Source organism: Micromonospora sp. I033, assembly GCF_053890995.1.
In genome coordinates this window covers 1-22,282 of sequence record NZ_JBSSLX010000024.1, presented here as the reverse complement: position 1 = coordinate 22,282, position 22,282 = coordinate 1, and the positions used below count along the sequence as shown (strand labels likewise).

Sequence of the window (22,282 nt, the reverse complement as noted above, 5' to 3'; positions counted from 1 at the left end):
GCTGACCGGCCCCCACGGTCGTTGCCGAGACTGTGGGGGCCGATCGCGGTTCACGCCCCGGATGCGAAGGCGGGGCGGTGCCTGCCGGTCAGCGCTGACGGTCGGCGAAGAGCGCCCGGTAGTCCGAGCCGTTGCGGAACCACGCCAGCCCGGCCGGACCGGCGGCGTACAGGGCGGTCGCGTAGGCGTCGGCCACCGCGAGATCCGGGCCCACCACCGTGGCGGCGACCAGCTGGTCGGCCGGCTCGCCGGTGTGCGGGTCCACCACGTGCCCGCGCCGCCCGGTCACCCCGGAGGTGCCGACCGCGCCGGCGGTCATCTCCAGCACCAGCGGCGCCCGGTGCCCGTCGGTCGGGTGGTGCACCGCGACCCGCCACGGGCCGCCGTGCGCCGCGTGGCCCCGGACGGTCAGGTCGGCGCCGGCGAGCACGGCGTAGTCGTGCACGCCCGCGGCGCGCAGCCGGGCCGCGGCCCGCTCCACCGCCCAGCCGCCGAGCAGGCCGCCCGGGTCGAAGCCGCCGGGCACCGCCCAGGCGTCGAACCACCCGTCGGTCGCCGCCCGCATCGCGGCGCAGCGGTCCACCAGGTCGGCCAGCGGCGGGTACGACTCGGGGCCGATCTCGCCCCGGCGCAGCTTCGACACCAGGCTGTCCGGCTGGTTCGGCCCGTAGGTGAGGTCGATGGCCCGCAGCTCGGCGACCGCGTCCCGGAGTGCGTCCACGACGCCCCGGCGGCCGAGCCACTCGGGCGCGTTGAGCAGCAGCGAGTATTCCGCGGTGGAGGTGCGGACGGTGTGCCGGACGCTGATCCGGTCCCCGGCGGCGCCGGCCCGCTCCAGGCGGTGGCTGCGGGTGCCGAGCCGCAGGTCGGGGCGGCGGTGGCGGAAGGCGGACTGGTCGATCCACCGGGTGCGGGGCTGCTCGTCCGTCCAGCGGGCCCGCCGCTGATCCTCGATCCGCATCACACTGCTCCCTCGCTGGCCACGCCGCAGCGTCGCGGCGAAAGCCGGTCGCGGGCCCCCGTCGACCCGGTCGCCACCGACCCTAAGCAGTGGACATGACCGCACCATGAATGCCACCTGGGAGACTCCTGTGCATCCGGGTTTCCCGAATGCTGGAAGACGCGTACCGGGAGCCGGGACGGCGACGTACGGTTGCGCAGAACGACGAGGTGAGGAGCGCCAGGTGGCACGCATCGCGGTGGTGGCCGGGGACGGCATCGGACCCGAGGTGGTCGAGCAGGCCCGCAAGGTCATCGACGCGGTGCTCCCCGGGGTCGAGGCCACGGAGTACGACCTCGGCGCGGCCCGCTACCACCGCACCGGCGAGGTGCTGCCCGACTCGGTCCTCGACGAGCTGGCCGGACACGACGCCATCCTGCTCGGCGCGGTCGGCGACCCCACCGTGCCGCCGGGCGTGCTGGAGCGGGGCCTGCTGCTCAAGCTCCGCTTCGCCTTCGACCAGTACGTCAACCTCCGCCCCTCCCGGCTCTGGCCCGGTGTCGCCGGCCCGCTGGCCGCCGTCAAGCCCGGCGAGGTGGACCTGGTGGTGGTCCGCGAGGGCACCGAGGGCCTCTACGCGGGCGCCGGCGGCTCGCTGCACCGGGACACCCCGGCCGAGGTGGCCACCGAGGAGAGCCTGAACACCCGGCACGGCGTCGAGCGGGTGATCCGCGACGCGTTCGCCCGGGCCCGCCGCCGGGAGCGGCGCAAGGTCACCCTGGTGCACAAGACCAACGTGCTCACGCACGCCGGCTCGCTGTGGGCCCGCGCCTTCGCGGCCGTCGCCGCCGAGCACCCCGACGTGACCACCGAGTACCAGCACGTCGACGCCGCCGCGATGTTCCTGGTGACCAACCCGTCGCGGTACGACGTGGTGGTCACCGACAACCTCTTCGGCGACATCCTCACCGACATCGCCGCCGCGGTGACCGGTGGCATCGGGCTGGCGGCCAGCGGCTGCATCAACCCGGAGGGGCGCTACCCGTCGATGTTCGAGCCGGTGCACGGCTCCGCGCCGGACATCGCCGGCCGGGGCGTCGCCGACCCGGTCGCCGCGGTGCTCTCCGCCGCGCTGCTGCTGGACCAGCTCGGGCACGCCGACGCCGCCGCGCGGGTCACCGCCGCGGTCGCCACCGAGCTGGCCGGGCGTACGCCGGGCGCGCCGCTGCGCACCGAGGAGGTCGGCGACCGGCTCGCCGGGTACGCCGTAGCCTGACCGGGCCGTCACGTGGGCCCGGATCCGGGCCGCCAGACCCGTACCCGGGCCCGCTCCGCTCCGGTCGTCGCCGGGCCGTCCGTCCGGCGTGCGCCGAGTGCCGGGGCGGAGCTATCCGCTGAACGACCGTTCGGGGTAAGTTTCTGGCACCAGTGACGCCGGCGTGCGATCCCGCATGCCGTGGACCCGCAGGGAGGTCAGCGCGATGAGCGGTGGTGACAAGCTCGATTTCGAGATCCGTCCGAATCCCGCGCCGGTATCCGCCGCCGACCGGGCCGCCCTGCTGGCGAACCCGGGCTTCGGCCGGGTGTTCACCGACCACATGGTGACCATCCGGTACGCCGAGGGCAAGGGCTGGTACGACGCCCGGGTGGAGGCGCGCGCGCCGATCCCGATGGACCCGGCCGCCGCGGTCCTGCACTACGCACAGGAGATCTTCGAGGGGCTGAAGGCGTACCGGACCGGGGACGGGTCGGTGACCATGTTCCGGCCGGAGGCCAACGCGGCCCGCTTCGTCGCCTCCGCGCACCGGCTGGCCATGCCGGAGCTGCCGGCGGAGACGTTCGTCGAGTCGCTGCGCCGGCTGGTCGAGATCGACCAGGACTGGATCCCGGAGCACGAGGACGCCAGCCTCTACCTGCGCCCGTTCATGTTCGCCAGCGAGGTCTTCCTCGGCGTCCGCCCGGCCAACGAATACCTCTACTGCGTGATCGCCTCGCCCGCCGGGGCGTACTTCGCCGGCGGGGTCAAGCCCGTGACGGTCTGGGTCTCGCCGGACTACACGCGGGCGGCGCCCGGCGGCACCGGCGCGGCCAAGTGCGGCGGCAACTACGCCGCCTCGCTGGCCGCCCAGGCCGAGGCCATCGAGGCCGGCTGCGACCAGGTGGTCTTCCTGGACGCGGTGGAGCGGCGCTTCGTCGACGAGCTGGGCGGCATGAACGTGTTCTTCGTCTACGACGACGACACCCTGGTCACCCCGCCGCTGACCGGCACCATCCTGCCGGGCATCACCCGCGACGCGATCCTCACCCTGGCCGCCGAGTCGGGGCACCGGGTCGAGGAGCGGCCGGTCAGCTTCGCCGACTGGCAGGCCGACGCGGCCAGCGGGCGCCTGCGTGAGGTGTTCGCCTGCGGCACCGCCGCGGTGATCACCCCGATCGGCGGGGTGCGCTTCCCGGACGGGGAGTTCCTGATCGGCGGCGGCGAGCCGGGCCGCTCCACCATGGCGCTGCGGCAGAAGCTGGTCGACATCCAGCGCGGCCGCGCCGAGGACCGGCACGGCTGGGTCTCCCGGGTCCTCTGACCTCCGCCCGTCCCGCACGGCCGGCCCCGTCCCCCGCGACGGCGCCGGCCGTGCGCGTTTCCCGCGCGGGTCAGGTCAGGAGGTGGGTGCGGAGGGCCTTGAGTTGTTCCTCGGTCACGCCGGCGTGCTGAAGGTAGCCCTCGACGGAGCCGTAGCCCTCGCGCAGTTCGGTGAGGAAGAGCAGCATCGCCTCGGCGGGGGAGGCGAGGAACGGCGGTGGGGGCTCCTCGGCGTCCGGCACGGTGGCCCGGACCCAGGCGCTGAACCGCTCGGACGCGGCGGTGCTGAGCGCGTAGTCGGCGGCCACGTCCTCGTCGGGCACGCCGAGCACGGCCAGGGTGAGCCCGCAGACGATGCCGGTGCGGTCCTTGCCGGCGACGCAGTGCACCACCACCGGCGCGTTGGCGCTGTCGGCGATCAGGCCGACCGCCTCGGCCAGCCCGGCGGTGCCGGTGCGGGCCAGGTCGGCGTACCGGTCGGCGAGGTAGCGGGCCAGGTCGGTGCCGGGGGTGAACATCTGCTCGGCCCAGTCCCGGTGCTCGGGGTGGATGTGCCGGTAGGTGAGCCCGTCGTAGGCCGGCACCCGACCGTCCCGCGCCACCTCGGTGGGGCGGCGCAGGTCGATGACGGTGCGGATGCCGAGCGCGGTGAACGCGGCCCGGTCGGTCTGGTCGATGCGGTGCAGGGAGTCGGAGCGGTAGAGCCGGCGGTGCCGGACGGTGCGCCCGTCCCGGTTGCGGTAGCCGCCGACGTCGCGGAAGTTGAACAGCGCGGGGAAGGGGGTCTCCGGGGCGTCCACCCCTGACACGGTAACGGCCGGCGGGGCCACGATGTGCCCCGCCGGCCGCTGGTTACAGGGTTCTCCGTTACCGGGCCGTGCCCGGCGGGATCGACGAGTAGGTGTCGTCGTAGTAACCGCCGAGCTTGTCCCGGTACGCCGGGTCCGTGTCGGTGGCCTCGTCGTACTCGGGCGCGGCCTTGATCTGGTCCTTGCTCCGGTCGACGTAGACCTTCCGCTCGTCGTGGTCGACGTGGTTGACGGTGCCGGCCGGCAGCATGACCTTCTTGCCGAAGATCCACGGACCGGTGTCCACCACGAGGAAACTGGAGTTCACCTCGTGGCTGGCCCGGTCCACCTTGCCGATACCGCCGTCACTCGCCTCGACCTTGTAGCCGACCAGGTCGACACCGGTCACCCCGGCGTCGTCCCGGTAGCTCCACGGATCGAAACGCCCGGCGGGCGCGCCGCCCGCGAAGGCGCCCTGACCACCCTGGGTCAGCGGATCCGGCGTCCCGTGGGTCGTTCGAGGGTCGAGCCGCTCCATGGCGTCAACACTCCCTTTCTCGACTTTTGGGGGATGTGCCTGTCGGATCCCTTCCTACCCGGATACGGAGATCGATACACCGGACCGGCTCAGGCCAGCGCGGCCTCCGCGTCCAGGGCCACCGCGGCGGCGTGCACGACCCCGGCGATCCGCAGCCCCTCGTGCACCTGGTCGCGGCTGAACCCGGCGGCGCGCAGGGTCTTCTCGTGCGACTCCAGGCAGACGCCGCAGCCGGTGATCGCCGAGACGGCGAGGCACCAGAGCTCGAAGTCGACCTTCTCGACGCCCGGCCGGGCGATGATCTGCATCCGCAGTCGGGCCGGGATCGACTGGTACTGCTCGTCGCCGATCAGGTGCTTGGCCCGGTAGTAGATGTTGTTCATCGCCATGATGGTGGCCGCGCCCTTGGCCGCCTCGACCGCCTCGGGCGTGAGGTGACCGGCCGCCTCGGCGGCGATCTCCCGCAGCACCGTCGCGTTGCGGGCCGCCACCGCGCAGGCCAGGGCGGTGCCCCAGGCCTGCTCCGGCTTCAGCGTCGAGGTGGCGATGGTGGAGCCGAGGTTGAGCTTGATGTCCCTGGCGTACTCGGGCAGCGCCGCCTTGACCGCGTCCAGTCCCATGGTCAGGCCCCGGCCCCGGCGAGCAGCGCGCTGGCGTCCAGGGTGGCGCCGCCCTTGTTCCAGTTGCACGGGCAGAGCTCGTCGGTCTGGAGGGCGTCGAGCACCCGCAGCACCTCGGAGACGTTCCGGCCGACCGAGCCGGCGGTCACCATGGCGAACTGGATCTCGTTGTCCGGGTCGACGATGAAGGTGGCCCGCTGGGCGACGCCGTCCTCGCCGAGCACGCCGCAGTCGGCGGTCAGCTCACGCTTGATGTCGCTGAGCATCGGGAAGGGCAGCTCGCGCAGGTCCGGGTGGTCCTTGCGCCAGGCGTAGTGGACGAACTCGTTGTCCACGGAGACGCCGAGCACCTGGGCGTCCCGGTCGGCGAACTCGCCGTTGAGGCGGCCGAACTCGGCGATCTCCGTCGGGCAGATGAAGGTGAAGTCCTTCGGCCAGAAGAAGACGACGCGCCACTTGCCCTCGTAGGTCTTGTGGTTGATCGTCTCGAACGCCTTGTCGGCGTCGAGCGAGACGCAGGCGGTGAGTTCGTACTCGGGGAAGCGGTCACCGACAGTGAGCACGGGTCCTCCTTGACGGCGGCCGGGCAACGACGCCAGGCCGGTAACTGGATCTGTTCCAGATGCTTCCGCAGCCCGGTTCCCGTCCCACGCCGGGCAGGGCGCCGTGTTAAGTCGATCACCGGGCCGTCCCGCGATGTGGGTTTCTCCTCCCAAAACCCGGAGCGGGGTGGCAGAGTACGGAACGTGACCAGCTCCGTCCTGATTATTGGCAGCTAGCGCGCCGGCCTTCCCCCTCGCCGAGCGCGCAGACCTCCCGCATCCGCGGGGGGTCTTTTTGTTGCTCCCCGCAGGTTCGAGAAGAGGACTCCCATGACCTTCCAGGTGTACGACACGACGCTGCGCGACGGCGCCCAGCGCGAGGGGCTCAGCTACTCGGTGGTCGACAAGCTGGCGGTGGCCCGCCTGCTCGACGACCTCGGGGTCGGCTTCATCGAGGGCGGCTGGCCGGGCGCGGTGCCGAAGGACACCGAGTTCTTCCGCCGGGCCCGCACGGAGCTGGAGCTGCGGCACGCGATCCTGGTCGCGTTCGGGGCGACCCGCAAGGCCGGCGTGGCCGTCGAGGACGACCCGCAGGTGCGCGGGCTGCTCGACGCGCAGACCCCGGCCGTGGCGCTGGTCGCCAAGGCGGACCTGCGGCACGTCGAGCGGGCGCTGCGCACCACCGCCGAGGAGAACCTGGCGATGATCCGCGACACGGTCGCCTACCTGGTGGCGCAGGGGCGGCGCGTCTTCGTCGACGGCGAGCACTTCTACGACGGCTACCGGTACGACCCGGCGTACACGGCCGCGGTGGCGGAGACCGCGCTCGCCGCCGGGGCCGAGCGGTTCGTCCTCTGCGACACCAACGGCGGGATGCTGCCCTCCCAGGTCACCGCCGCGATCACCGACCTCACGGCGCGCACCGGGATCGCACCGGAGCGGCTCGGCATGCACGCCCAGAACGACACCGCCTGCGCGGTGGCCAACACGATCGCCGCCGTCGAGGCCGGCGTCCGGCACGTGCAGGGCACCGCCAACGGCTACGGCGAGCGCCCCGGCAACGCCGACCTCTTCGCGATCGTGGCCAACCTCCAGCTCAAGCTCGGCATGCCCGTCCTACCGGAGGGCTGCCTGGAACAGATGGTGCGGGTCTCGCACGCCATCGCCGAGATCGCCAACATCGCCCCCGACACCCACCAGGCGTACGTCGGGGCCGCCGCCTTCGCCCACAAGGCGGGGCTGCACGCGAGCGCGATCAAGGTCGACCCGTTGCTCTACAACCACGTGGATCCCTCGGTGGTGGGCAACGACATGCGGATCCTGGTGACCGAGATGGCCGGCCGGGCCAGCGTCGAGCTCAAGAGCCGTGAGCTGGGCCTGGACCTGGCCGGCCATCCGGACGCGCTGTCCAAGGTGACCAGCCGGGTCAAGGAGCTGGAGGCCGGCGGCTGGTCGTTCGAGGCCGCCGACGCCTCCTTCGAGCTGCTGGTCCGCTCCGAGCTGCCGGACGCCGCGCCGGCCCGGCCGTTCGCGCTGGAGTCCTACCGGGTGCTGGTCGAGCACCGCGAGGACGGCGCCGTGGTCTCCGAGGCCACCGTCAAGATCCGGGTACGCGGCGAGCGCGTCATCGCCACCGCCGAGGGGAACGGCCCGGTCAACGCGCTCGACGAGGCGCTGCGGGTGGCCCTCGCCCGGCACTACCCGGAGCTGCGCGAGTTCGAGCTGGCCGACTACAAGGTCCGGATCCTGGAGGGCAGCCACGGCACCGGCGCGGTGACCCGGGTGCTGGTGGAGACCGCCGGGGCCGGCCGCGACTGGACCACGGTCGGCGTCCACCCCAACGTGGTGGAGGCGAGCTGGCACGCCCTGGTCGACGCCCTCACCTACGGCCTGGACCGGGCCCGGGTCTGACGCCGGTTCACCCAGTGGGCAGCCGCAGCTCGGCCAGCACGGCGCGGTGGTCGCTGCCCGGCACGGCGTACACGCTGACCGCGCGGACCGCGATGCGCCGGTCGACCAGCACGTGGTCGATGGTGACCGGCGGGATCGGATCGCCGTCGTAGGGACCCCACGTGCCGGGCAGGCCGGCGCCGGCCGCGTCGGCGGCGTCGACGTAGCCGGTGTCGATGAGGTCGCGCAGCGGCGCGTGGTCGAGGGTGGCGTTGAAGTCGCCGGCCAGGACGCTCAACCCGCCGCCGGGGGTGGCCGGCGGTTGCGCCCGCAGGTCGGTCCACCAGTCCGGGACCACCTCGACGGCGTACGGGGCGGCCGGGTGCGCCGACTCCACCCGCAGCGGTGGGGCACCCGGCACGGCCACCGTGCCGTAGGCCTGGGTGAAGAAGAAGCCCTGGTTGCGCCGGTGGCCAGTTCCGCTGAGCGGGTGTCGCGCGTAGAGCCCGGAGCCGGTCGTGCCGACCTCGGGGTGCAGCGACCGGTAGGGCAGCAGGGTGGCCAGCCCGAGCCGGTCCAGCTCGGCGGCGATCTGCGGGGTGAACTCCTGCACGGTCAGCACGTCCACCCGGTGCGCCCGGACCAGCTCGACCAGGCGCGCCGGGTCGGCGTCGCCCTTGAGCAGGTTGGCGGTGAGCAGCCGGAGCACGGGTCCGTCCACCGCGGGCCGGCCGTCCGGGACGGCGCGCGGCGCCACGGCGCCGAGCAGCGCCAGGGCGGCGAGGGTCGCGACCACCGCGGGCGCGCGGCGCCGCAGGGCGAGCGCCAGCGCCACCGTGGCCGGCGCGGCGGCGGCGACGTACGGCGTGAAGGCGACCGCCTGCACCAGCGGCCCCCGTTCCAGTCCGCCCAGCCGGAGCACGGCCCAGGCGGCCACCGGCGCGACGGCCAGCCAGCAGGCGACCGTGGCGAACCGGCCGGCCCGGGTGCCGGCCCGCGCCGGCCGAATCATCGTGATCACGGCCGTCACGCTACCTGCCGGCCGGGCCGGGCGATGACCCGCGAAGCCATTTCGTGAATGGTCACACCTTCGCTTCTCACAATTTTCGGAAGCAATTCTCGAATGCGGCCGAGGGAATGTGAGCTATTGACCGTCCGCATTTTCCGATGTTAGGTTCCACCTGGTTGAGACGTCGCGACTCTCCGTAGTAACCGCAGCTCAGAGCCAGGTGCAACTCGACATACACGGTGCGCTGACGACGTGGATCCCCGATGGTCCGCAATTGTCCCTGCGCCTGGCTCCCGTGCCGTATCCATCCGTCCCGCTCCGCAACGCGGGCCGGCCGTATCACCACGGTCACACAAAGGGAGATCTGCCATGGCCACATTCCTCAAGCGCAAGGCGACGGTGGTGGCCCTCGCCGCGCTGTCCCTCACCCTGGCCGGCGGGGGCATCGCGGCCGCCGCCCGCCCGGCGGCGAAGGCCCCGGCCGAGGTCGGGCAGGCCGGTGCCCGGCAGCCCGGCCACCAGCCGCCGGTGACGGCCGCCGAGAGCCGGGCGGCGAAGTCCGCGCTGCGGGCCACCCTCGCCGCGCCGACGCCCGGGCTGGTCGCCTGGGCGGTGATCAGTGCCAACGGGACCCTGCTCCAGCACTCCCCGAACGTCGTGAGCGCCAAGAAGTTCGCGCCGGGGCAGGGCCAGTACGCCGGCCAGTACCAGGTGACGCTCGACTACGCCGTCAACCTCAAGGGCCTGCACGCCACGATCGGCACCAACGACGCGGCGAACGTCCCGCCCGCGGGCGAGGTCTCGGTGGCGCCCCGCTACCTGATCCCGAACGCGGTCTTCGTCCAGACCCGCAACTCCGGCGGCGGGTACGCGGATCGGCCGTTCCACCTGCTCATCGCCAACTGATCCCCGCCGCGCGGCAGCCGGTTCCCGCCCCGCGCGGGGGCCGGCTGCCGTCGCCCGGCCCGGTCCGCCCCGCCGCGCCCCGGCTCGCGTCGTTGCGGACCGGCCGGGGGAGTCGTCCCGGTCCGGGCCCGGATGGGCCGCCGAGGGGCCGATAATCCGACGTTTGTCCGTACGCCGGCACGGGAAGCAAGCACCGTGACGGACATCTCGGACACCCTGGCCAGCGTGCCCAGCCCGGTCGATGCCGACGCGAGCGGCGTCGAGCTGGAACAGACCCTCTTCGAGGTCAAACGCGTGATCGTCGGGCAGGATCGCCTCGTCGAACGCCTGCTCACCGCCCTGATCGCCGACGGTCACTGCCTGCTCGAGGGCGTGCCGGGGGTGGCCAAGACCCTCGCGGCGCAGACCCTCGCCACCGTGGTCGGCGGCACCTTTTCCCGCATCCAGTTCACCCCCGACCTGGTCCCCTCGGACATCGTCGGCACCCGCATCTACCGGGCCTCCACGGAGGCGTTCGACGTGGAGCTGGGCCCGATCATGGCGAACCTGGTGCTCGCCGACGAGATCAACCGGGCCCCGGCCAAGGTGCAGTCGGCGCTGCTCGAGGCGATGGCCGAGCGGCAGGTCTCCATCGGCGGCCGGAGCTGGCCGGTCCCCGACCCGTTCCTGGTGCTGGCCACCCAGAACCCGATCGAGTCGGAGGGGGTCTACCAGCTCCCCGAGGCGCAGCGCGACCGCTTCCTCATGAAGGTCGTCGTCGACTACCCGAGCGACGCCGACGAGCTGGCCATCCTCTACCGGATGAGCACCGAGCGGCCGACCGCGCGCCCGGTGCTCGACCCGGCCCGGCTGCGCGAGCTCCAACGCCGTGCCGGCACGGTCTTCGTCCACCACGCGCTCGCCGAGTACGTGGTCCGGCTCATCCTCGCCACCCGGGACCCGGGGCGGTTCGGGCTGTCCGAGCTCGCGCCGCTGCTGGCGTACGGGGCCAGTCCCCGGGCCACCCTCGGCCTGGTGGCGGCGGCCCGGGCGCAGGCGATGATCCACGGCCGGGACTACGTGCTCCCGGAGGACGTCCGGGACCTGGCGGTGGACGTGCTCGCCCACCGGCTGGTGCTCTCCTTCGACGCGGTGGCCGACGGGGTTTCCGCCGAGGCGCTGGTCCGCCGGCTGGTCGAGGCGGTGCCGCCACCCCGGGTGGTCACCGGGCACCCGGAGGCGGCGCCCGACCTGGCGGCGGCATGAGGCGCCGGGAGGCACCCACCCTGCCCGAGCCCGGGCTGGCCGACCTCGCCCCCGACCAGCGGCTGCGCCGCCTGGAACTGACCGTCACCCGGCGGCTCGACGGGCTGCTGCACGGCCAGTACCGCGGCCTGCTGCCCGGGCCCGGCAGCGAGGCGGCCGGCAGCCGGGAGTACCGCCCCGGCGAGGACGAGGTACGCCGGATGGACTGGGCGGTGACCGCCCGGACCACCGTCCCGCACGTACGCGAGGTCGACGCGGACCGGGAGCTGACCACCTGGCTGCTGGTCGACGCCAGCCCCAGCATGGAGTACGGCACGGCCACCCTGGACAAACGGGAGCTGGCGGTGGCCGCGGTGGCGGCGGTCGGCTTCCTCACCGCCGGCGTCGGCAACCGCCTCGGCGGCCAGGTGCTCGCCCCGGACGGGGTGCGCCGGTTCCCGGCCCGGGGCGGGCGTACCCACCTGCTCGGGCTGCTCCGCGCCCTGCTGGGCGCGCCCCGCACCGACGGGTGCCGGGAGACGCCCCCGCCGACCCTGGCCGACGGGCTGGACGGGCTCCAGCGGGTGGCCACCCGGCGCGGGCTGGTGGTGGTCGTCTCCGACTTCCTCGACGGGCTGCCCGACGATCCGGACGCCGCCCCGGCCTGGGAGGCCGTGCTGCGCCGGCTGGCGGTCCGGCACCAGGTGCTGGCCGTCGAGGTGACCGACCCGCGCGAGCTGGAGCTGCCCGACGTCGGGCTGGTCACGCTGGTCGACCCGGAGACCGGCCGGCACCGCGAGGTGTGGACCGGTGACGCGGCGCTGCGTGAGCGGTTCGCGCAGGCCGCCGCGGCCCAGCGCGACCAGGTCCGCCACGCGCTGCGCCGGTCCGGGGCGACGCACCTGCCGCTGCGCACCGACCGGGACTGGAGCGCGGACATCGTCCGGCACGTGCACGCCCAGCGCCGGCTGGCCGCCGCGCCCGCCGTGGCCCGGGGAGGTGCGGCGTGACCTGGCAGTCGCCCGCCCGCCTCTGGCTCCTGCTCGGCGTCGCCGCGCTGGTCGTCGGCTACCTGGTGATACAGCGCCGGCAGAGCCGGTACGCGGTCCGCTTCACCAACCTGCGGCTGCTGGACCGGGTCGCCCCGCAGCGGCCGGCCTGGCGCCGGCACGTACCGGCGGGACTCTTCCTCGCCATGCTCGCGCTGCTGGTGGTCGGTTTCGCCCGGCCCAACGCCGAGGTGCAGGTGCCCCGGGAACGGGCCACCGTGATGGTGGCGGTGGACGTCTCCACGTCGATGCTGGCCGGCGACGTCGACCCGGACCGGCTGACCGCCGCCAAGGAGGCCGCCCGCCGGTTCGTCGACGGACTGCCGGACGAGTTCAACGTGGGGCTCGTCGCGTTCGCCGGCAGCGCGGCGGTGCTGGTTCCGCCGAGCACCGACCGGGAGGCCCTGGACGAGGGGGTCGAGCGGCTCGCCGAGGGGATCACCGGGGTGCAGGGCACCGCCATCGGGGAGGCGATCAGCACCTCGCTGGGCGCGGTGAAGAGCCTGGACGCCAAGGCCGCCAAGGACCCGCCGCCGGCGCGGATCATCGTCCTCTCCGACGGCGCGAACACCTCCGGGATGGATCCGATGGAGGCGGCCGGGCAGGCCGTGGCGGCCAAGGTGCCGGTGCACACCATCTCGTTCGGCACGCCGTCCGGCTCGGTGGACCGGGGTGGGCGGGCGATCCAGGTGCCGGTCGACGGGCAGACCCTCAAGGCGGTCGCCGACGAGACCGGGGGCGGCTTCCACGAGGCGTCCACCAGCGCCGAGCTGCGCGCCGTCTACGAGGACATCGGCACCTCGGTGGGCTACCGCAAGGAACGGCAGGACATCTCGGCCCGCTTCATCGGACTCGGGCTGGTCCTCGCCATGGGGGCCGCCGCCGGATCGCTGCGGTGGTTCTCCCGGCTGCCCTGACCCGCACCGACGACCGGACGACGCACGACACGTGAGGAGCCCAGGTATGGCAGTGCAGACCGGACTCGGCGAACCGCGCGGCCCGTGGTTCGTCTCGCCGGAGCTGGACCCGGACGGACGGGGGCGCTGGGACGGGCCCGGGTCCGCGCGGGACGCGGCGCGGCGGGGCTGGCGCGGCCGGCTGATGAGCGCGGCGGCGGTGGTGGCCCTCTCCACCCTCTCCGGGGCGGCGGCCGGCACCTGGGCGGCCGACCGGGACGCGCCCGGCCCGGCGGCGGCCTCCGCCGCCGCGGTGCCGGCGGAGCTGGTCACCGCCGCCGAGAAGACGGTTCCCGGGGTGGTCTCGGTGATGGTCGGCGGGACGTCCGGCGCGTCGGCCACCGGCTCCGGCTTCGCCATCGACAACGAGCAGCACATCGTGACCAACGACCACATCCTGGCCCGGGGCGGCTCCGGACCGGTGACGGTGGAGACGTCCGACGGGCGCCGGTTCACCGCCGAGGTGGTGGGACGGGAGCCGGGCAGCGACCTGGCGGTGCTGAAGGTGCCGGCCGAGGCCCGGCTGTCGGCGCTGCCGCTGGCCAAGCCGAACTCCACCCGGGTGGGCGAGCCGGTGCTCGCCGTCGGCTCCCCGCTCGGCCTGGCCGGCACCGTCACCGCCGGTATCGTCAGTGCGCTCAACCGGCAGGTACGGATCGGCAACGGCCGGCACAGCGCGGTGCAGACCGACGCCTCCATCAACCCGGGCAACTCGGGTGGGCCGCTGGTCAACGCGCGGGGCGAGGTGGTCGGGGTGAACACGGCCATCGCCACCATCGACGGCAACGGCTCGATCGGCATCGGGTTCGCCATCCCGATCGACCAGGTCCAGCAGACCGCCGACACCATCATCGGCCGGGGCGGCTGACCGGCCCGGCGTCCTGACCCCCGCCGGGCGTGCCGTACGGGCCGCCCGGCGGGGGAACTGTCGGATATCCGGCGTGGGACCATCGGGCCATGGAAATATTACGCTGAGTATGGATACTGGCGTGGGTGGAGCAAGCTGTCATCGCGGCCCTCCTCCTGGTGGGCCTGATCATCGGCGCCGGTGTCGGCGCGGCGTACGCCCGCGCGCAGCGGGGTTGGAAGGACTACCAGACCATCCGGACCAGCGTGCCGGGCGCCCGGCGTACCGCCTGGATGGCGATCCGCGCGGTGGTCACCAAGATCGGTGTGATCGCGCTGCTGCTGGTCGGTGCGGCGGCGTACGCGGCGGCCGGGTCGGACGACGAACGGGCCGGCCCCGCGCCCACCCCGACGCCGACGGTGACCGCCACACCGGGTCACCCTCCCGGGCGTTAGCCTCGGGGCGTGGACGACGGACTGCGGGTGACCGACCGGCTCGTGCTCCCCGACGCGGAGCTGCGGGAACGCTTCTCCCGCTCGTCCGGGCCGGGTGGCCAGGGGGTCAACACCACCGACTCGCGGGTGGAGCTGAGCTTCGACCTGGCCGGATCGCCGAGCGTGCCCGAGCCGCTGCGCGCCCGCGCCCTGGACCGGCTCGCCGGCCGGCTGGTCGACGGGGTGCTGACCGTGGCGGCCAGCGAGCACCGGGCGCAGCTGGCCAACCGGGAGGCGGCCCGCGAGCGGATGGCCGCCCTGCTCCGCGAGGCGGTCGCGCCGCCGCCGAAGCCGCGCCGCCCCACCCGCCCGTCCCGGGCCGCGAAGGAGCGCCGGCTGGCCGAGAAGAAGCGGCAGTCCCAGCGCAAGCGCGACCGCCGGGTGGACGGCGACTGACCGCCCGCCGGTCAGCGTGACGGCACCGGGCGCGCGGCGGCCCGTTCGTGGCCACGGCGCACCTCGAACCCGGTGAAGGCCAGGCAGACCGCGGCCAGCAGGCCCAGCGCGAGCAGGGCCGACAGCCCCGTCGTCAGCGGCAGCAGCGCCGCCACGACCAGCGCCTGCACCAGCCGGGCCGGTCGCCGGCGACCGGTCGTCCGCCACCGGAACGCCTGCACGCCCAGCAGGTAGAGCAGCACCCCGCCGAAGAGCGCGGCGTGCGCCAGCGGATACGGCGGCGGCCCGAACTCGAAGAAGCCCCGGCTGCCCAGCACCGACATGGTCTTGCGCAGGCCGAGCGAGACCAGCACGATCCCGGCCAGCATCGGCAGGTGCAGCCAGGTGTACGCGTCGCGGGCCAGCCGGGTGCGGGTGCCGAGGTCGACGGCGGCCAGCACCCGTTCCCCCTCGGTGCTGTCCCACCCGAAGTAGGCCCACCACAGAGCGGCCAGCAGGGCGGTGCCGAGGAAGGCCGCCACCACGATCCGGGCCGAGATCGGCGTGTAGACCACGGCGCTGCCCATCGAGATCACCGCCTCGCCGAGCCCGATGATGATGATCAGGCTGTACCGGTCGGCCCAGTGCTCCGCCGAGCGCACCCTGAGGTGGCGCAGGCCCACCCGGGCGTTCCCGACCACGTCGACCGCGATGGCGAGCAGCCACAGCGCGACCCGGGCCGGGGAGAACTGCCGCACGTCGCCGACCGGCAGCGGCAGCAGCGCGGCGACCAGCATCAGGCCGAGCGCGACCAGGGTCGGCGCGGCGGCCCGCAGCGGCGGCATCCGCGCGCCCGGGTTCCGTAACGCCACCAGCCCGAACGAGGCCAGGTGCAGCAGCCGGATGGCCGCGTAGCAGGCGACGAAGACCAGCGGCCCGGGCAGGCCGCCGCGCGAGTCGTCGATCGCCTGCGGGCTGGCCAGCGTGATCACCGCGGTGAGCGCGACCACCAGCACCATGACCAGGCGGACCACCGGCCGCTCCGAGCGGACCTCGGCCGCCAGCCAGGTGTACGCGCACCACGCCTGCCAGAGCACGACGAGCACCAGCAGCCCGCGCGCCAGGCCGCGCCACGTCGGGTCGTCGGCCATCAGCGCGGCCACCTGGAGGAACGCGTAGACGAAGACGAGGTCGAAGAAGAGCTCCTTCGGGGTGACCCCGGCGTGCTCCTCGGTCGGGCCGATCCGTGCGTGCAGCCGCCGGTGCCGGCGCCGGAACACGGTCACGTCGGCCAGCGCGGTCGCACCCACCGCCGCGGCCAGCAGCGCCAGCTCGGCCAGCACGGACACGTGCGGGGCGATCGGCGCCAGCCCGAGCACCAGCACGATGCCGAGCACCGGGGACCGGCCCAGGAGGCGCAGCGTCCGCACCTCGAACAGCACCAGGCCCAGCAGGTAGAGCACCACCCCGCCGTAGAGCACCAGCAGCCCGAGCAGCGGGCTCGCCCCGTCGTGGTGCACCTGCAGCTCGCCGAGCGCCTTCTTCAGGCCGAGCGCCACCAGGATCAGCCCGGTCATCATCGGCAGGTGCAGGAAGCTGTACGCGTCCCGGCCGAGCCGCCCGCGCCCCGGCCCGGCCCGCTCCAGCGCCTGCTCGGCCGCGAACCGGGCCACGTCGAAGTACGTCCACCACAGCGCGCCGGCCAGCGCCACCCCGAGCAGCGCCCCGACCAGCACCTCCGGGGTCAGCGGCTGCGCCGTCGCCACCCCCTGGCTCAACCCCACCGAGATGATCGTCTCGCCGAACCCGATCAGGATGATCAGGCCGTGCCGCTCCGCCCAGTACGGGATCGAGCCGATCCGCCACCGGTCCGCGCCGACCAGGAGCGCCCCGCCGTACTCGGCGACGATTGCGCAGCCCACCAGCGCGAAGCGGACCCACTCCCCGGCCGCGCCGTCCGGCACGTGGCCCGGGGCCACCGCGGCGGCGAGCAGGAACAGCGCGCCGGCCAGCGCCGGCGGCCAGGCCCGCAGCGCCACCCGGCGGGGTCCCAGCTCCCCGGCGGTGGCCAGCGCGGCGACGGTCAGCGCGGTGCCGCGCACGACCAGGTAGCCGAGAGCGAAGACCACCGGCCCGGAGAGGCCGCCGGGGCGGTCGAGGAATGCCTCCCGCACCGTCAGGCCCATCACGAACAGGGTGGCGCTGAGCCCGAACATCACCACCGGCATGACCCCGCGGTCCAGCCGGACGATGCTGCCCAGCCAGGCGAACGGCGCCCAGCACCACCAGAGCAGCACGAGCAGCAGCAGGCCGCGCGGCAGCCCGGCCGGGTTGAGCTGCTCGGCGGTCACCCCGGTGACGTTGAGGAACGCGAAGACGAAGATCAGGTCGAGGAAGAGTTCCAGCCGGCTGACGCCGCCCGCGTCGCCGGCCAGCTGGATCCGACCGACGCCGCCGCCCACCACCTCACTCTGCCAACCGGGCCGGGCCCCGACCGGAGATCGGTCCCAATCACCCGGCGGCCGGCCCGGTGCGCCGGAAAACGGTTTGAGGGCCGGCCGCGCCGTCGCCCAGAATGCGCCGCGTGCCGAGCGACTTCTCCGTGAAACCCACCCTCACCGGCGAGCGGGTCCTGCTGCGTCCGTTCGTCGACGACGACCTCGCGGCCTTCGAGGCGATCCTGGCCGACCCGGAGGTGGCCCGGCTCACCGGCAGCCCGCCCGGGGAAGGGCTCGAACCGGCCCGGCTGCGGGCCTGGTACGGCACCCGCAACAGCCAGCCCGACCGGCTCGACCTGGCCGTGGTGGACCGGGCGACCGGCGCCTGCGTCGGCGAGGTCGTCCTCAACGAGTGGGACCGGCACAACGACAGCTGCAACTTCCGCACCCTCATCGGCCCCGCCGGGCGGGACCGGGGCCTCGGCACCGAGGCGGTCCGGCTCGTCGTCGGGTACGGCTTCGAGCAGCTCGGCCTGCACCGGATCGGGCTGGAGGTGTTCGCCTTCAACCCGCGTGCCCGCCGGGCCTACGAGAAGGTGGGTTTCGTGGCCGAGGGCACGCTGCGGCAGGTGCTCCGCGACGGCGACGGCTGGGTGGACGCCACCGTGATGTCGCTCCTGGCCGAGGAGTGGGCCGCGCACCGGGGCCACCCGGCCGGCTGAGTCCGCCTCGCCCGCCGTCCGGCCGGTCAGCCGGGCCGGTCCGCCACATCGAGGGCGGCCAGCAGCCGGGCTCGCAGTCCGGCGGCCCGCTCGGCGAAGCCCCGCTGGGCGGCGGCGTACTCGGCCCGGCCCTCTGGGGTCTCCACCGGCACCGGCGGGTGACCGAGGTCGGCCAGGTCGTAGGGGCTGGCCCGCATGTCCAGCGTGCGGATCTCCCGGGCCAGCGCGAAGGCGTCCCCCACCAGCTCCGACGGCACCAGCGGAGAGAGCTTGTACGCCCACTTGTAGAGGTCCATGTTGGCGTGCAGGCAGCCCGGCTGCTCCAGCGCGTGCTGGCTCTCCCGCGTCGGGTTGAGCACGTTGAGCGGCCGGGCCGGCGCGGTGAAGAACCGGAACGCGTCGAAGTGACTGCACCGCACGCCGCGCTCCTCGACCACCGCGGCGGTGGCCGCCGGGCTGAGCCGCAACGGCCAGGCGTTGTGCCGCACCTCGTCCTGGGTCTGCCGGTAGACCATCGCCCACTCGTGCATCCCGAAGCAGCCGAAGTGGGCCGGGCGGCCGGCGGTGGCCGCCAGCAGCGTGCGGATCCAGGAGATCGACTCGGCGCGGCGCTCGCGTACCCCCGCGGTGTCGAGGGTGACCCCGGCGGCGGTGGCATGGTAGTCCCGGCCGAATTCGGCCGGGTCCGCGTCGCGCAGCACCACCCCGGCTCCCGGGTGCCAGCGGCGCAGCTGGGCCGGGCGGTGCGAGTAGTAGGTGAAGAGGAAGTCCTCGACGGGATGCTTCACCCCGGAGCGGCGGCGGGCCAGGTGCGGCGCCAGCCAGGCGTCCACCCGCTCCTCGTGGGCGCGACGCCGGGCCTGCCAGTCGGCCGCGTCGAGCGCGGTGGCGGGGGCGAGGGCGGCGGTCACGGACCCCAGGGTACGACCGCCGCCCCGCCACCGGTCAGCGCACGTCCACCCGCACCCCGGCGGAGAAGACCCCGCTGCGCAGCTCCAACTGCTTCGGCGGGTCGTCGCCGTGCACCGTGAACACCAGCGGCAGCAGCACCCGGGAGCCCGCGGCGACCGGCTGGGCGAAGACGTCCCGGCCGAGATTGGCCACCCGGGTGGCGCTCTCGTCGGTGGCCACCCAGTTGCCCCCGGGCAGGTACGCCCGCTGCAACTGCCCGTGCCAGGTCTGCTCGCCGGGCGTGAGGTTGCGCACCCCCACCGTGGCCAGGCACTGCCGGCCGCCGGACGGTGACGCGGGGAGCGTCCCCGCGCCGCAGGCCAGCCGGTAGACGGTGAACTCGAACGCGGTCTCGCGCAGCGGTACGCCGAGCGCGCCGGTGACGCTGGTGCCCACCCAGGCGCCGCTGGTCGGCTGCTTGGTGGTGTCCATGGCGGCGACCCGCTGGGTGGCCGTCCACGCCGCCGCGCCGACCACGCCGGCCAGCACCGCGGCCGCGACCCCGACCACCGCCCAGATCGGCGGCCGGCGGCGTCGTCCGGCGGTGGCGGGCATGGCCGGTCGCGGGTAGACCGTGCCGCGGTCCGCCGGGCCGCCCACCCCGCCCGCGACCGGCGGGACCCCGGCGGCGAGCCGGGTCGGGCCGGACGGGGTGCCGGTGGCCGCCCGGTCCGGGCCGGACCGCCGGCGCCGCCACGCCCACCACAGCACGCCGCCGGTGACGACCAGGAGCGCGGCCAGCGCGGCCAGCAGCACCGGCGGGCGCTGCCAGGCCGGGGCCGCGCTGACCCTCGCCGCCGGGACCGTGGGCCCCGTCCAGGTCGCCGTGGCGCAGTCGTACGGGCGGGTGCCGTCGGTGCCGTACGCGCAGGTGGGCGCGGTCACCGGCCGGCCCGCGGCGGCCCCGCTGAGCGCGGTGTTCAGCGTGGTGGTGCTCCGCGCCGGCAGCCGCAGCCGCCAGGTCACCTCGTTGGCCGTGGCCGACCCGATCGGTCGGGTGGCCCGGCCGCCGCCGGTCACCGCGGTGGCCCGGGACCCGACCGGCAGCTCCTGCCGGACGGTCGTCTCGACCGGTGTGGGTCCGGCGTTGCGGACCTGGATCCGGTATCCCGGCGCCGGGGTGCCGGCCGCCGCCACCGCCACGGTGACCGGTGGCGTGCTCAGCTGGATCGGCGCCGGCTTGGTGGTCGGCACCGCCGGTGGCGCCGCGGGCATCCCGGTCGGGATCGGGGTGGCCTGCGCGGCCGCGGCCGGCGGAGCCGCCGGTTGCGCGGGCGCGGCCGCCGCCCGGGGCGCCGCCGCGGGCAGCGCCGGCACGGCGGCGATGATGCCGAGGCAGTTCACGAGCACTGCCAGGGTCCTGTGGTGTCGTCTCGATGCAGGCATACGAACGAACCTCCGGCCCCGAAGCTATGGGCCCGGGCCCGCCGGGCGGGTACGAAGTCCGCAATCCCGCCCCGGCCGGCGCGGGCCGGCGTACCCTGGCGCGCCGCCCGGGCGGAGCCGGTGGCCGCGTCCGGCGTGGCCCGGCCGGTCGCCGGGGATAGATTGGCCGGGTGCGTATCGCTCGTTTCGCTCATGCCAAGGGAATGTCGTTCGGGGTCGTCGAGGGCGAGCCGGAGGCCGGGCCGCAGGGCCTGACCATCGCCGAGATCGAGGGCCACCCGTTCGGGCAGATCCAGTTCTCCGGCGCCCGCTGGGCGCTCTCCGACGTCCGGCTGCTCTCGCCGATCCTGCCGAGCAAGGTGGTCTGCGTCGGCCGCAACTACGCCGAACACGCCGCCGAGCACGGCAGCGAGGTGCCCAAGGAACCCCTGCTCTTCCTCAAGCCGTCCACCTCGGTGATCGGCCCCCGGGACGCCATCCGGCTGCCGATCTTCTCCAAGCAGGTCGAGCACGAGGCCGAGCTGGCCGTGGTGATCGGCGCGCCGGGCGCCCGCCGGGCCGACCGGGCCGCCGCCGAGCGGGCCATCTTCGGCTACACCTGCGCCAACGACGTCACGGCGCGCGACCTCCAGCGCTCCGACGGGCAGTGGACCCGGGCCAAGGGCTTCGACTCGTTCTGCCCCATCGGACCCTGGATCACCACCGGGCTGGACGTCTCCGACCTGGAGGTCCGCTGTGAGGTGGGCCGCAACCCGGAGGAGATGGAGGTACGCCAGCTCGGCCGGACCAAGGACATGGTCTTCGACGTGCCGGCCCTGGTGTCGTACATCTCCCACGTCATGACGTTGCTCCCCGGTGACGTGGTGCTGACCGGCACGCCGGCCGGGGTTAGTCCGCTCACCGACGGGGATACGGTCACCGTGCGGATCGAGGGGATCGGCGAACTCACCAACCCGGTGGTGCCGGTCGCCTGATGCGTCCGACGCCTCGTTTCCGCAGTTCAGGGGCGGTTCGAGGGGTTGGATTTGGCCTGTCGGCACCGGGAGGGTAAAGTTCGTTCCTGGCGCCGCAAGGGGCCAATGGGGTATGGGGTAATTGGCAGCCCGACTGATTCTGGTTCAGTTAGTCTAGGTTCGAGTCCTGGTACCCCAGCGCAGCCGCGGATTCGCGAGAATCCCGGACGCTGGATTCTGGCGGAGTTCCGCTCCGCCTCCCCTCCTCGCGAGGGAGGCGGCAGATGATCTCTGATAGAGTGCAGCTTCCCGCCCGCGAGGGCGCGGAAGCACGAAGTTCTGGCCCCGTCGTCTAGCGGCCCAGGACGCCGCCCTCTCAAGGCGGTAGCGCCGGTTCGAATCCGGTCGGGGCTACAGTGCGCACGGCCCGTCCCACCTCGTGGGGCGGGCTGTTTCGTTTCCTGCCGCTGTCTCGTCTGCCGCACCGCTTCGTTCGCTGGCCGACCCCCTCGTCGGGGGCCGGCGGTGGTGCCGCTAGACTACTGCCGCACCGCTCGTCAGGGCGGTGAAGCAGGAAAAGTGCCTGGCCCCGTCGTCTAGCGGCCCAGGACGCCGCCCTCTCAAGGCGGTAGCGCCGGTTCGAATCCGGTCGGGGCTACCACACCGAACGGCCCGTCTCGCTCCCGCGAGCCGGGCCGTTCACCGTTCCCGGCCGCTGTTCTCCGTTCCCGGCGCCCGGCGGCGCCGCGCGCCCTCTGTCCCGGCTGCTGTTCGCCGTTCAGGGGCGCCGGCCGGCCGTGGGCCCTCTGCCGCACACCGGCGGCGCATTTGCGGCTCGTGGCGACGACCTGGGCAGGGTCCAGGCCCAGCGGCTTCTCGCCCTCCGGCGCACCCTGCCGGGACACGGGGCCGGATGCGCCGCGCGGGCGGCCGGCGGAGGCAGGCGGACACACGCTCCTGACGACGCGAAGCCCCGCCGTCGGTGGAACGCCATGGAGGTCACCGGCGCCGTTTGACCTCCATGACGTTCCACTCACGCGCACCGTGACCCCGGGCTGCGTGTTGACCAAGAAGTT

Annotated in this window: 21 protein-coding genes and 3 tRNA genes; 15 read left to right on the top strand and 9 right to left on the bottom strand. The window is 74.3% G+C overall.

Annotated features, from left to right (window positions below; genetic code table 11):
• Positions 1-88 precede the first annotated feature (88 nt).
• Positions 89-961 carry an FAD:protein FMN transferase gene (locus ACW0Q9_RS06920; RefSeq protein WP_456179094.1) on the bottom strand — a complete coding sequence of 291 codons (873 nt, stop codon included), beginning with the start codon at positions 959-961 and terminating at the stop codon, positions 89-91.
• 223 nt (positions 962-1,184) lie between these two features.
• On the opposite strand from ACW0Q9_RS06920, the gene ACW0Q9_RS06915 reads away from it, so the two are divergent.
• A complete protein-coding gene (locus ACW0Q9_RS06915; protein ID WP_456179093.1) occupies positions 1,185-2,216 on the top strand; it encodes a 3-isopropylmalate dehydrogenase in 1,032 nt (343 codons plus the stop codon).
• A gap of 205 nt (positions 2,217-2,421) precedes the next feature.
• On the top strand, positions 2,422-3,519 hold the full coding sequence (locus ACW0Q9_RS06910) for a branched-chain amino acid aminotransferase (RefSeq protein ID WP_212837618.1): 1,098 nt from the start codon (positions 2,422-2,424) through the stop codon (positions 3,517-3,519).
• A gap of 70 nt (positions 3,520-3,589) precedes the next feature.
• On the opposite strand, the gene ACW0Q9_RS06905 is transcribed toward ACW0Q9_RS06910, so the two are convergent.
• The 4 genes from ACW0Q9_RS06905 to ACW0Q9_RS06890 all read right to left on the bottom strand — a co-directional run bounded on the left by ACW0Q9_RS06905 (position 3,590) and on the right by ACW0Q9_RS06890 (position 6,027).
• Positions 3,590-4,327 carry a tyrosine-protein phosphatase gene (locus tag ACW0Q9_RS06905; protein WP_456179092.1) on the bottom strand — a complete coding sequence of 246 codons (738 nt, stop codon included), beginning with the start codon at positions 4,325-4,327 and terminating at the stop codon, positions 3,590-3,592.
• Between the two features lie 58 nt (positions 4,328-4,385).
• Positions 4,386-4,844, bottom strand: coding sequence for a PRC-barrel domain-containing protein (locus ACW0Q9_RS06900; RefSeq protein ID WP_313722641.1), 459 nt, complete (start codon positions 4,842-4,844; stop codon positions 4,386-4,388).
• 89 nt (positions 4,845-4,933) lie between these two features.
• Complete coding sequence (locus ACW0Q9_RS06895; protein WP_456179091.1) at positions 4,934-5,464, bottom strand: carboxymuconolactone decarboxylase family protein; 531 nt, start codon at positions 5,462-5,464, stop codon at positions 4,934-4,936.
• 2 nt (positions 5,465-5,466) lie between these two features.
• Entirely contained in the window at positions 5,467-6,027 is a 561-nt protein-coding gene (locus tag ACW0Q9_RS06890) for a peroxiredoxin (RefSeq protein WP_456179090.1), read from the bottom strand.
• Between the two features lie 309 nt (positions 6,028-6,336).
• Here ACW0Q9_RS06890 and cimA point away from each other — a divergent pair, with 309 nt between their 5' ends.
• Complete coding sequence (gene cimA / locus ACW0Q9_RS06885; RefSeq protein WP_456179089.1) at positions 6,337-7,917, top strand: citramalate synthase; 1,581 nt, start codon at positions 6,337-6,339, stop codon at positions 7,915-7,917.
• Positions 7,918-7,924: 7 nt separating this feature from the next.
• Here the strand turns inward: cimA and ACW0Q9_RS06880 are convergent, their stop codons facing one another.
• The gene (locus ACW0Q9_RS06880) at positions 7,925-8,908 is read right to left on the bottom strand and encodes an endonuclease/exonuclease/phosphatase family protein (RefSeq protein WP_456179109.1); all 984 of its coding nucleotides are present in this window, start codon (positions 8,906-8,908) and stop codon (positions 7,925-7,927) included.
• Between the two features lie 366 nt (positions 8,909-9,274).
• Here ACW0Q9_RS06880 and ACW0Q9_RS06875 point away from each other — a divergent pair, with 366 nt between their 5' ends.
• From ACW0Q9_RS06875 to arfB, 7 genes are all read left to right on the top strand, one after another.
• Positions 9,275-9,811 (top strand): hypothetical protein, encoded by a 537-nt coding sequence (locus ACW0Q9_RS06875; protein ID WP_456179088.1) that lies wholly within the window; start codon positions 9,275-9,277, stop codon positions 9,809-9,811.
• A 195-nt stretch (positions 9,812-10,006) separates the two neighbouring features.
• Entirely contained in the window at positions 10,007-11,056 is a 1,050-nt protein-coding gene (locus ACW0Q9_RS06870; RefSeq protein WP_456179087.1) for an AAA family ATPase, read from the top strand.
• Entirely contained in the window at positions 11,053-12,045 is a 993-nt protein-coding gene (locus ACW0Q9_RS06865) for a DUF58 domain-containing protein (protein ID WP_456179086.1), read from the top strand. The genes ACW0Q9_RS06870 and ACW0Q9_RS06865 overlap by 4 nt, the downstream gene beginning before the upstream one ends.
• Positions 12,042-13,001 carry a VWA domain-containing protein gene (locus ACW0Q9_RS06860; protein ID WP_456179085.1) on the top strand — a complete coding sequence of 320 codons (960 nt, stop codon included), beginning with the start codon at positions 12,042-12,044 and terminating at the stop codon, positions 12,999-13,001. Before ACW0Q9_RS06865 ends, ACW0Q9_RS06860 begins: the two co-directional genes overlap by 4 nt.
• A 46-nt stretch (positions 13,002-13,047) precedes the next feature.
• Positions 13,048-13,908, top strand: coding sequence for a S1C family serine protease (locus tag ACW0Q9_RS06855; RefSeq protein ID WP_456179084.1), 861 nt, complete (start codon positions 13,048-13,050; stop codon positions 13,906-13,908).
• Positions 13,909-14,033: 125 nt separating this feature from the next.
• The gene (locus ACW0Q9_RS06850; RefSeq protein WP_456179083.1) at positions 14,034-14,342 is read left to right on the top strand and encodes a hypothetical protein; all 309 of its coding nucleotides are present in this window, start codon (positions 14,034-14,036) and stop codon (positions 14,340-14,342) included.
• Between the two features lie 9 nt (positions 14,343-14,351).
• Entirely contained in the window at positions 14,352-14,777 is a 426-nt protein-coding gene (gene arfB / locus ACW0Q9_RS06845) for an alternative ribosome rescue aminoacyl-tRNA hydrolase ArfB (RefSeq protein ID WP_148427041.1), read from the top strand.
• Between the two features lie 11 nt (positions 14,778-14,788).
• Here the strand turns inward: arfB and ACW0Q9_RS06840 are convergent, their stop codons facing one another.
• The gene (locus ACW0Q9_RS06840) at positions 14,789-17,218 is read right to left on the bottom strand and encodes a low temperature requirement protein A (protein ID WP_456179082.1); all 2,430 of its coding nucleotides are present in this window, start codon (positions 17,216-17,218) and stop codon (positions 14,789-14,791) included.
• Between the two features lie 122 nt (positions 17,219-17,340).
• Between ACW0Q9_RS06840 and ACW0Q9_RS06835 the strand changes: the two genes are divergently transcribed.
• Entirely contained in the window at positions 17,341-17,916 is a 576-nt protein-coding gene (locus tag ACW0Q9_RS06835; protein WP_456179081.1) for a GNAT family N-acetyltransferase, read from the top strand.
• Between the two features lie 26 nt (positions 17,917-17,942).
• Here the strand turns inward: ACW0Q9_RS06835 and ACW0Q9_RS06830 are convergent, their stop codons facing one another.
• Positions 17,943-18,827 carry a 3-methyladenine DNA glycosylase gene (locus ACW0Q9_RS06830; protein WP_456179080.1) on the bottom strand — a complete coding sequence of 295 codons (885 nt, stop codon included), beginning with the start codon at positions 18,825-18,827 and terminating at the stop codon, positions 17,943-17,945.
• A gap of 34 nt (positions 18,828-18,861) precedes the next feature.
• The gene (locus tag ACW0Q9_RS06825) at positions 18,862-20,253 is read right to left on the bottom strand and encodes a hypothetical protein (protein ID WP_456179079.1); all 1,392 of its coding nucleotides are present in this window, start codon (positions 20,251-20,253) and stop codon (positions 18,862-18,864) included.
• Between the two features lie 170 nt (positions 20,254-20,423).
• On the opposite strand from ACW0Q9_RS06825, the gene ACW0Q9_RS06820 reads away from it, so the two are divergent.
• From ACW0Q9_RS06820 to ACW0Q9_RS06805, 4 genes are all read left to right on the top strand, one after another.
• A complete protein-coding gene (locus tag ACW0Q9_RS06820; protein ID WP_154225113.1) occupies positions 20,424-21,227 on the top strand; it encodes a fumarylacetoacetate hydrolase family protein in 804 nt (267 codons plus the stop codon).
• Between the two features lie 106 nt (positions 21,228-21,333).
• A tRNA-Gln gene (locus ACW0Q9_RS06815) sits at positions 21,334-21,405 on the top strand.
• 142 nt (positions 21,406-21,547) lie between these two features.
• Positions 21,548-21,620 (top strand) — tRNA-Glu (locus ACW0Q9_RS06810).
• A gap of 171 nt (positions 21,621-21,791) precedes the next feature.
• Positions 21,792-21,867 (top strand) — tRNA-Glu (locus ACW0Q9_RS06805).
• The last annotated feature ends 415 nt before the right edge of the window (positions 21,868-22,282 follow it).